Source organism: Mycobacterium sp. TH-M25, from assembly GCF_057473665.1.
The window spans coordinates 1-6,446 of the sequence record NZ_JBYCLA010000620.1; the positions used below are offsets into that span (position 1 = coordinate 1).

Consider the following 6,446-nt stretch of genomic DNA (forward strand, 5'->3'; position numbering starts at 1 on the left):
GCGGACTGGAACCAATCCGCAGCATTGATCCAGACTGCCGTCGACACCTTCGGTGGTCTCGACATCCTGGTCAACAACGCCGGCATCGTGCGCGACCGAATGATGGCCAACACCAGCGAAGAAGAGTTCGACGCCGTGATCGCGGTCCACCTCAAGGGCCACTTCGCCGCGATGCGACACGCCGCGTCCTATTGGCGAAGCCTGAGCAAAGAAGGCAAAAGCCCAGAAGAAATAGACGCGCGGATCATCAACACCAGCTCGGGCGCGGGTCTGCAGGGCAGCGTCGGCCAGGGCAACTACAGCGCGGCCAAGGCGGGCATCGCGGCGATGACGCTGGTCGGTGCCGCGGAGATGGGCCGCTACGGCGTCACGGTCAACGCGATCGCGCCGTCGGCCCGCACCCGGATGACCGAGACCGTGTTCGCCGAGATGATGTCCACCCAGGACGACGACTTCGACGCGATGGCGCCGGAGAACGTCGCGCCGCTGGTGGTGTGGTTGGGCAGCAACCAATCTCGCGACATCACCGGCCAGGTGTTCGAGGTCGAGGGTGGCAAGATCCGCGTCGCCGAGGGCTGGGCTCATGGGCCGCAGATCGACAAGGGCGCCCGCTGGGATCCCGCCGAGTTGGGTCCGGTGGTCGCCGATCTGCTGGCCAAGTCACGTAAGCCAGTTCCGGTGTACGGGGCTTAGACGCTGCCGCCCAGTGCGGTGACGACCTGATCGAACACCTCGACCGGGAATTGGCTCAGCGCCGCGTCCACTTGGGTGAGGCCGGTCTGCAGCGCGGCATCGATCGTCGCGGTATCGCCGGTCAGCAGAGCCTCGTAGATGTCGTAGCCGGCGAACTGTGGCGCCTCGGTCAGGTTGCGGAAGTCGACGAACAACTCCGTGGCCAGTCCCGGGTTCTGCGGCACCGCTATCCCGTCGTAGCTGACCAGCGTCCAGTCGCCGGGACTGCCTTCGACGACGACCTGGCCCGTGTTGGGCAGCAGCTGGCCGGTGTCCTCATACGTTGTCAGCAGGGCCGAAAAGTCAGGGTTGTTGACGTTCATCAGTGTCCAGACGGTGATCGCGCCTTCGCTGGAGAACGCCACGTCATTGAGGCTGGTGGCGGCGCCGCCGACGGTGTTGTCGTAGATCGTTTGAAGGGCGCCGCTGAACGCTTGGTCTAGGACGACCCCGTTCAAGCTGGGGTCGCCCAACTCTGGCACCAGGTCTGATCCGAGCACCCAGGAAACCGGGCCGAGGACGTACAGGATGCCCTCGAGGCTGTTTGTCGGATCACCGTTGAAAACGCCCGCATCGATCTCGTCGAGCCCGGGTAGTGTCTGGGCGGTCACGTCTTCGTGAGTCAGACTGCTCAGCGCGGTCAAGAGCGGTTGCGCGGTCTCCTGGGTTCTCAGCTCCTGCGAGTCGTAGATCCCGGCGATGTTGGTCCCGTACTCCGCGATGATCGAGTTGGCGACGGTGGAGGCCTCGCCTTCGCCGGTCGCGTCGAGCGCCGCCCCGGGGGGCGCCGTGTCGATGATGCCCGCGGCGTTGGCCGTCGACTCCCCGTGACGGACCAAGTCGAGGATGATCGATTCGTCGTCAGCCCACGCCAACGCCGAACCCATGGAGAACATCGCCGTCGAAAGCAGTCCGACAGCGACGTAGCGATACCGATTAGTCACCACTGCTCCCGATGCCGCTCCGCTGGTGAGCGTCAACCTATCGCAGTCGAGCTGGCTGTTTAAGCCAATCGCAGCTTCGGCTAAGCCGGGTCGCAGATGACGATCGGGATGACCCGCTCGGTCCAGGACTGGTAGTCCTCGAACGAGGAGTACATCGCGACGAGCTTCGGCCAGTACTGTGCGCGTTCGGCCTCGGTGGCGTCGCGGGCGGTGAGCCGCAGAACCTCTTTTTTGACCTGCACGGTCACCTGTGGGTTGGCCTGGAGGTTCAGGTACCACATCGGATTGTTGGCCCGCCCGCCCTGTGAGGCCACCAAGACGATGCGGTCGCCGTCGCGCAGGAAGAGCAGGGGACTCACTCGCGCCTCGCCGCTCTTACGGCCGATGGTGGTCAGCAGCGCCACCGGTGCGCCTTGCAGGAACTTCCCGCCGACCTTCCCGCCGGACACCTTGTAGGCCCAGGTGTTGATGCGTGACATCCATTTGATGAGGACGCCGGTGCCGGCGGAGTTGAGTGCGCGTGGCGGATTGGCCATCGGGTCCCCCTATCGGCGATGCTGGATGAACGGCCGCATCCGAGCGTTGATGTGGCGGATCTTGCCATCCACGATCACAAAGGTCTCGTCGACGTGGGCGCACACCCGACGCCCGGCCAGCGCCGGTTTGGTGATCACATCGAACTGGGCGCGTACCCGGTCGCCGTCGACCGCGAACTCGGGCTGGGTGCAGGCTTCGATGATCCGGAACTGGGGGCCGCGATTCAGGCTGCGGCGCAAGTGATTTCCGGAAAGCCCGGTTTTGATGCCCATTTCGAAACGAACGCAGTCCGGTGCGAACGGGACGGCATCGCCGCGGTGGCTGGCCAGCGCGTCGATGTAGGACTGCGCCGCCGCGATGCGCTCCGCGTCAGACACCGCCACCGGCGCTAGATCCGCTCGATGATGGTGCCGGTCGACAGCGCCCCGCCCGCGCACATGGTGATCAACGCGGTGGTCTGGTCGGTGCGCTCCAACTCGTGCAGCGCGGTGGTGATCAGCCTGCTGCCGGTGCTGCCCACCGGGTGACCCAGTGCGATCGCACCGCCGTTGACGTTGACCTTGTCCATGTCGGGGTTGTGCACCCTCGCCCAGGACAACACCACCGAGGCAAACGCTTCGTTGATCTCGGTGATGTCGATATCACCCATTTTCATACCGGCCTTCTCCAGCACCTTCGCCGTCGACTGCACCGGACCGTCCAGGTGGTAGTAGGCCTCGGCGCCGACCAGTGCCTGGCTGAGGATGCGGGCCCTGGGTTTGAGCCCGAGCGCTTTCGCCTTGTCCTCGTCCATCCACAGCACCGCGGCCGCCCCGTCGGAGATCTGCGACGACGTGCCCGCGGTGTGGATCCCACCCTCGATCACCGGCTTGAGCTGGCTCAGGCCCTCCAGCGTGGTGTCACGCAGACCCTGGTCCTTGCTGACAATGTGCCGCTCGCTGGTCGGCTGCTTGTTCTCGTCGAGCACCGGCGCCTCGATGCCGCTGATCTCGCGGTCGAAGCGGCCCTCGGCCCAGGCCTGCTTGGCCTTGCGCTGCGAGTCGAAACCGAATTGGTCGATCTCTTCGCGGGTGATGCCGCGACGCTTGGCGATTCGCTCGGCGGCGGTGAACTGGTCGGGCAGGTCGATGTCCCACGACGCGGGCCGCAGAATGCCACGGTCGGGGCCGGCGTTGGCGCCTAGCCCGACGCGGCTCATCGCCTCGATGCCGCACGCGATGCCGACGTCGATGGCACCCGCTGCGATCAGGCCGGCGATCAGGCCGTTGGCCTGCTGACTGCTGCCGCACTGGCAGTCCACCGTCATGGCGCCGACCTGCTCGGGCAGCCCGGCGACCAGCCAGCTGACGCGGGTGATGTTGTTGGACTGTTCGCCGTACTGCGTCACGCAGCCGCCGATGACCTGCTCGACCTCGCCGGCATCGATACCGGCCTTATCCACGAGGGCCTTCTGAACTGCACCTAGCAGCTCGGTGGCGTGCAGTCCGGACAACCAACCGGCGCGCTTGCCGATCGGGCTACGAGTGGCTTCAACGATTACCGGGTTACCCATGCGGTCAGGCTAGAACACGTTTCATTACTCTGACAAGCGACGATGCGTGCGCACCTTTTGGTCTGCGGTGAGAGCATGTTTTACTGGCACTAGAACACGTTGTAGTTCAGGAGATCCGATATGGCACCCCTCAGCATCCCGGCCGACTTCGACTTCCTCGATCCGGACGTCAACCTGGCCGGACTTCCGGTGGACGAACTCGCCGCGCTACGCCAGTCCGACCCGGTCCACTGGGTCAGCGTTCCCGACGGCTGCGGAGGGTTCGAAGACAACGGCTACTGGCTGGTCACCAAGCACGCCGACGTCAAGGAGGTCTCGCGCCGCAGCGACGTCTTCTCCAGTTGGCAGAACGGCGCGATCCCGACGTGGCCGCCGGAGATGACGCGCGAGCAGGTCGAACTGCAGCGCAGCGTCATGCTCAACATGGACGCCCCGCACCACACCCGGCTGCGCAAGATCATTGCCCGCGGGTTCACCCCGCGAGCCATCGGCCGGCTCGAGGCTGAGTTGGCCCAGCGTGCCCAGAACATCGCCAAGGAAGCGGCGGCGTCGGGCGGCGGCGACTTCGTCGAACAGGTGTCGTGTGAGCTTCCGCTGCAGGCCATCGCCGGCCTGCTGGGGGTGCCGCAGGAAGATCGCGACAAGTTGTTCCGGTGGTCCAACGAGATGACCGGCGGCACGGACCCTGAATACGCCGACGTCGACCCGGCGCAGTCGTCGATGGAACTGATCATGTATGCGATGGCGATGGCGGCCGAGCGCAACGAAAACCCGACCGACGACATCGTCACCACGCTGATCCAGGCCGACATCGACGGTGAGAAGCTTTCCGACGACGAGTTCGGCTTCTTCGTCATCATGCTCGCGGTGGCCGGGAACGAGACCACTCGGAACTCGATCACCCACGGCATGATCGCGTTCGCCGACAACCCGGATCAGTGGGAGCTTTTCAAGAAGGAAAGGCCGTCCACGACCGCCGACGAGATCGTCCGGTGGGCGACGCCGGTGAGCGCCTTCCAGCGCACCGCCAACGACGATCTGGAGTTGGGTGGCGTGCAGATCAAGAAGGGTCAGCGGCTGGTGATGTCCTACCGCTCGGCCAACTTCGACGACGAGGTCTTTGACGATCCATTTGCCTTCAACATCCTTCGCGACCCGAATCCGCACGTCGGCTTCGGCGGGACCGGTGCGCACTACTGCATCGGCGCCAACTTGGCCCGGATGACGATCAATTTGATCTTCAACGCGGTGGCCGACCACATGCCCGATCTCACGCCGATCGGCGAGCCGGAGCGGCTGCGGTCAGGCTGGCTCAACGGCATCAAGCACTGGCACGTCGACTACTCCGGCAAGAGTGCGGTCGTGAATTGATGGACTTCACGCCGGATCCTGAGCAGCAGGCCGTTGCCGATGTCGTCACCTCGGTTCTCGACCGGGCCAACACGTGGGAGGCGCTGGTCGCCGGCGGTGTGACGGCCTTGCCGGTGCCCGAGCGTGCCGGCGGCGACGGTGTCGGCCTGCCGGAGATCGCCACGGCGCTGACCGAGATCGGTCGACACGGCTTGATCAGCCCGGCGCTGGCCACCATCGGACTTGGTGCGATTCCGTTGCTGGACTTGGCTTCCGGTGGGCAGCAAGACCGCTACCTCGCAGGCGTCGCCAAGGGGTCGGTGCTCACCGCCGCACTCAACGAGCCCGGCACCGCGCTTCCGGATCGGCCAGCGACTACCTTCGTGCACAGCCGGCTGTCGGGAACCAAAGTCGGTGTGGGGTATGCCGCGAATGCCGAATGGCTACTGGTCACCGCCGACAGCGCTGTCGTCCTCGTGTCACCCGAAGCCGACGGTGTGCAGATCTCGAAAACCCCGACGTCCAACGGATCTGACGAGTACGTCGTCACCTTCTCCGACGTGGCGGTGGCCGAGGACGACGTGCTGGTCGGGGCGACAGCGCAGCGGGTGAATCAGTTGGCGCTGGCGGCGATAGGTTCCTACACCGCCGGCCTGGTGGCCGGCGCATTGCGACTGACCGCCGACTACGTGGGAATGCGGCATCAGTTCGGCAGGCCGCTGTCAACCTTCCAGACGGTCGCGGCGCAACTCGCCGAGGTCTACATCGCCTCGCGGACCATCGATTTGGCGTCGACCTCGGTGATTTGGCGACTGGGTGAAGGCCTCGACGCCGGCCAAGATCTCGATGTGCTCGGTTACTGGATCGCCTCGCAGGCGCCGCGGGTGATGCAGATCTGTCACCACCTGCACGGGGGTATGGGGATGGACATCACCTACCCGATGCACCGCTACTACTCCACAATCAAAGACCTGACTCGCCTGCTTGGCGGGCCATCACATCGCCTCGATCTGGTGGCGATCGCAAGCGCGGCGGAGCCGGGCGCATCGGATCGCCAGCAAGACAGCCTGAGCGGAGCGCAATGTTCATCGACCTGACCCCCGAGCAGCGTCAGCTGCAAGCCGAACTGCGGCAGTACTTTTCGAACCTGATCTCGTCCGACGAGATGAAGGCGATGGAGAAGGACCGTCACAACGAGGCCTACCGCGCGGTGATCAAGCGGATGGGCCAGGACGGCAAGCTCGGCGTCGGCTGGCCAAAAGAGTTCGGCGGCTTGGGCCTCGGTCCGATCGAGCAGTCGATCTTCGTCAACGAGGCGCATCGCGCCGACG

8 protein-coding genes are annotated in these 6,446 nt (G+C 65.2%); 4 read left to right on the forward strand and 4 right to left on the reverse strand.

Annotated elements, in window-relative coordinates:
* On the forward strand, window positions 1–693 hold a 693-nt coding region (locus AC2VOU_RS20565), incomplete at its 5' end, for an SDR family oxidoreductase (RefSeq protein WP_486959030.1).
* Here AC2VOU_RS20565 and AC2VOU_RS20570 read toward each other — a convergent pair.
* The 4 genes from AC2VOU_RS20570 to AC2VOU_RS20585 form a co-directional block, all read right to left on the reverse strand.
* The gene (locus AC2VOU_RS20570; protein ID WP_486959031.1) at window positions 690–1,676 is read right to left on the reverse strand and encodes a histidine phosphatase family protein; all 987 of its coding nucleotides are present in this window, start codon (window positions 1,674–1,676) and stop codon (window positions 690–692) included. The two genes, AC2VOU_RS20565 and AC2VOU_RS20570, sit on opposite strands and share 4 nt — an antisense overlap.
* 80 nt (window positions 1,677–1,756) lie before the next feature.
* The gene (locus tag AC2VOU_RS20575) at window positions 1,757–2,212 is read right to left on the reverse strand and encodes a nitroreductase family deazaflavin-dependent oxidoreductase (RefSeq protein ID WP_486959032.1); all 456 of its coding nucleotides are present in this window, start codon (window positions 2,210–2,212) and stop codon (window positions 1,757–1,759) included.
* A gap of 9 nt (window positions 2,213–2,221) precedes the next feature.
* Entirely contained in the window at window positions 2,222–2,596 is a 375-nt protein-coding gene (locus tag AC2VOU_RS20580) for a nuclear transport factor 2 family protein (RefSeq protein ID WP_486959033.1), read from the reverse strand.
* A gap of 5 nt (window positions 2,597–2,601) precedes the next feature.
* The gene (locus tag AC2VOU_RS20585) at window positions 2,602–3,765 is read right to left on the reverse strand and encodes a steroid 3-ketoacyl-CoA thiolase (RefSeq protein WP_486959034.1); all 1,164 of its coding nucleotides are present in this window, start codon (window positions 3,763–3,765) and stop codon (window positions 2,602–2,604) included.
* A 120-nt stretch (window positions 3,766–3,885) separates the two neighbouring features.
* Between AC2VOU_RS20585 and AC2VOU_RS20590 the strand changes: the two genes are divergently transcribed.
* The 3 genes from AC2VOU_RS20590 to AC2VOU_RS20600 all read left to right on the forward strand — a co-directional run.
* Window positions 3,886–5,136, forward strand: a complete 1,251-nt coding sequence (locus tag AC2VOU_RS20590) for a cytochrome P450 (RefSeq protein ID WP_486959035.1) — start codon at window positions 3,886–3,888, stop codon at window positions 5,134–5,136.
* Complete coding sequence (locus tag AC2VOU_RS20595) at window positions 5,136–6,212, forward strand: acyl-CoA dehydrogenase family protein (protein WP_486959036.1); 1,077 nt, start codon at window positions 5,136–5,138, stop codon at window positions 6,210–6,212. The genes AC2VOU_RS20590 and AC2VOU_RS20595 overlap by 1 nt, the downstream gene beginning before the upstream one ends.
* On the forward strand, window positions 6,197–6,446 hold a 250-nt coding region (locus AC2VOU_RS20600; RefSeq protein WP_486959037.1), incomplete at its 3' end, for an acyl-CoA dehydrogenase family protein. The genes AC2VOU_RS20595 and AC2VOU_RS20600, both read left to right, overlap by 16 nt.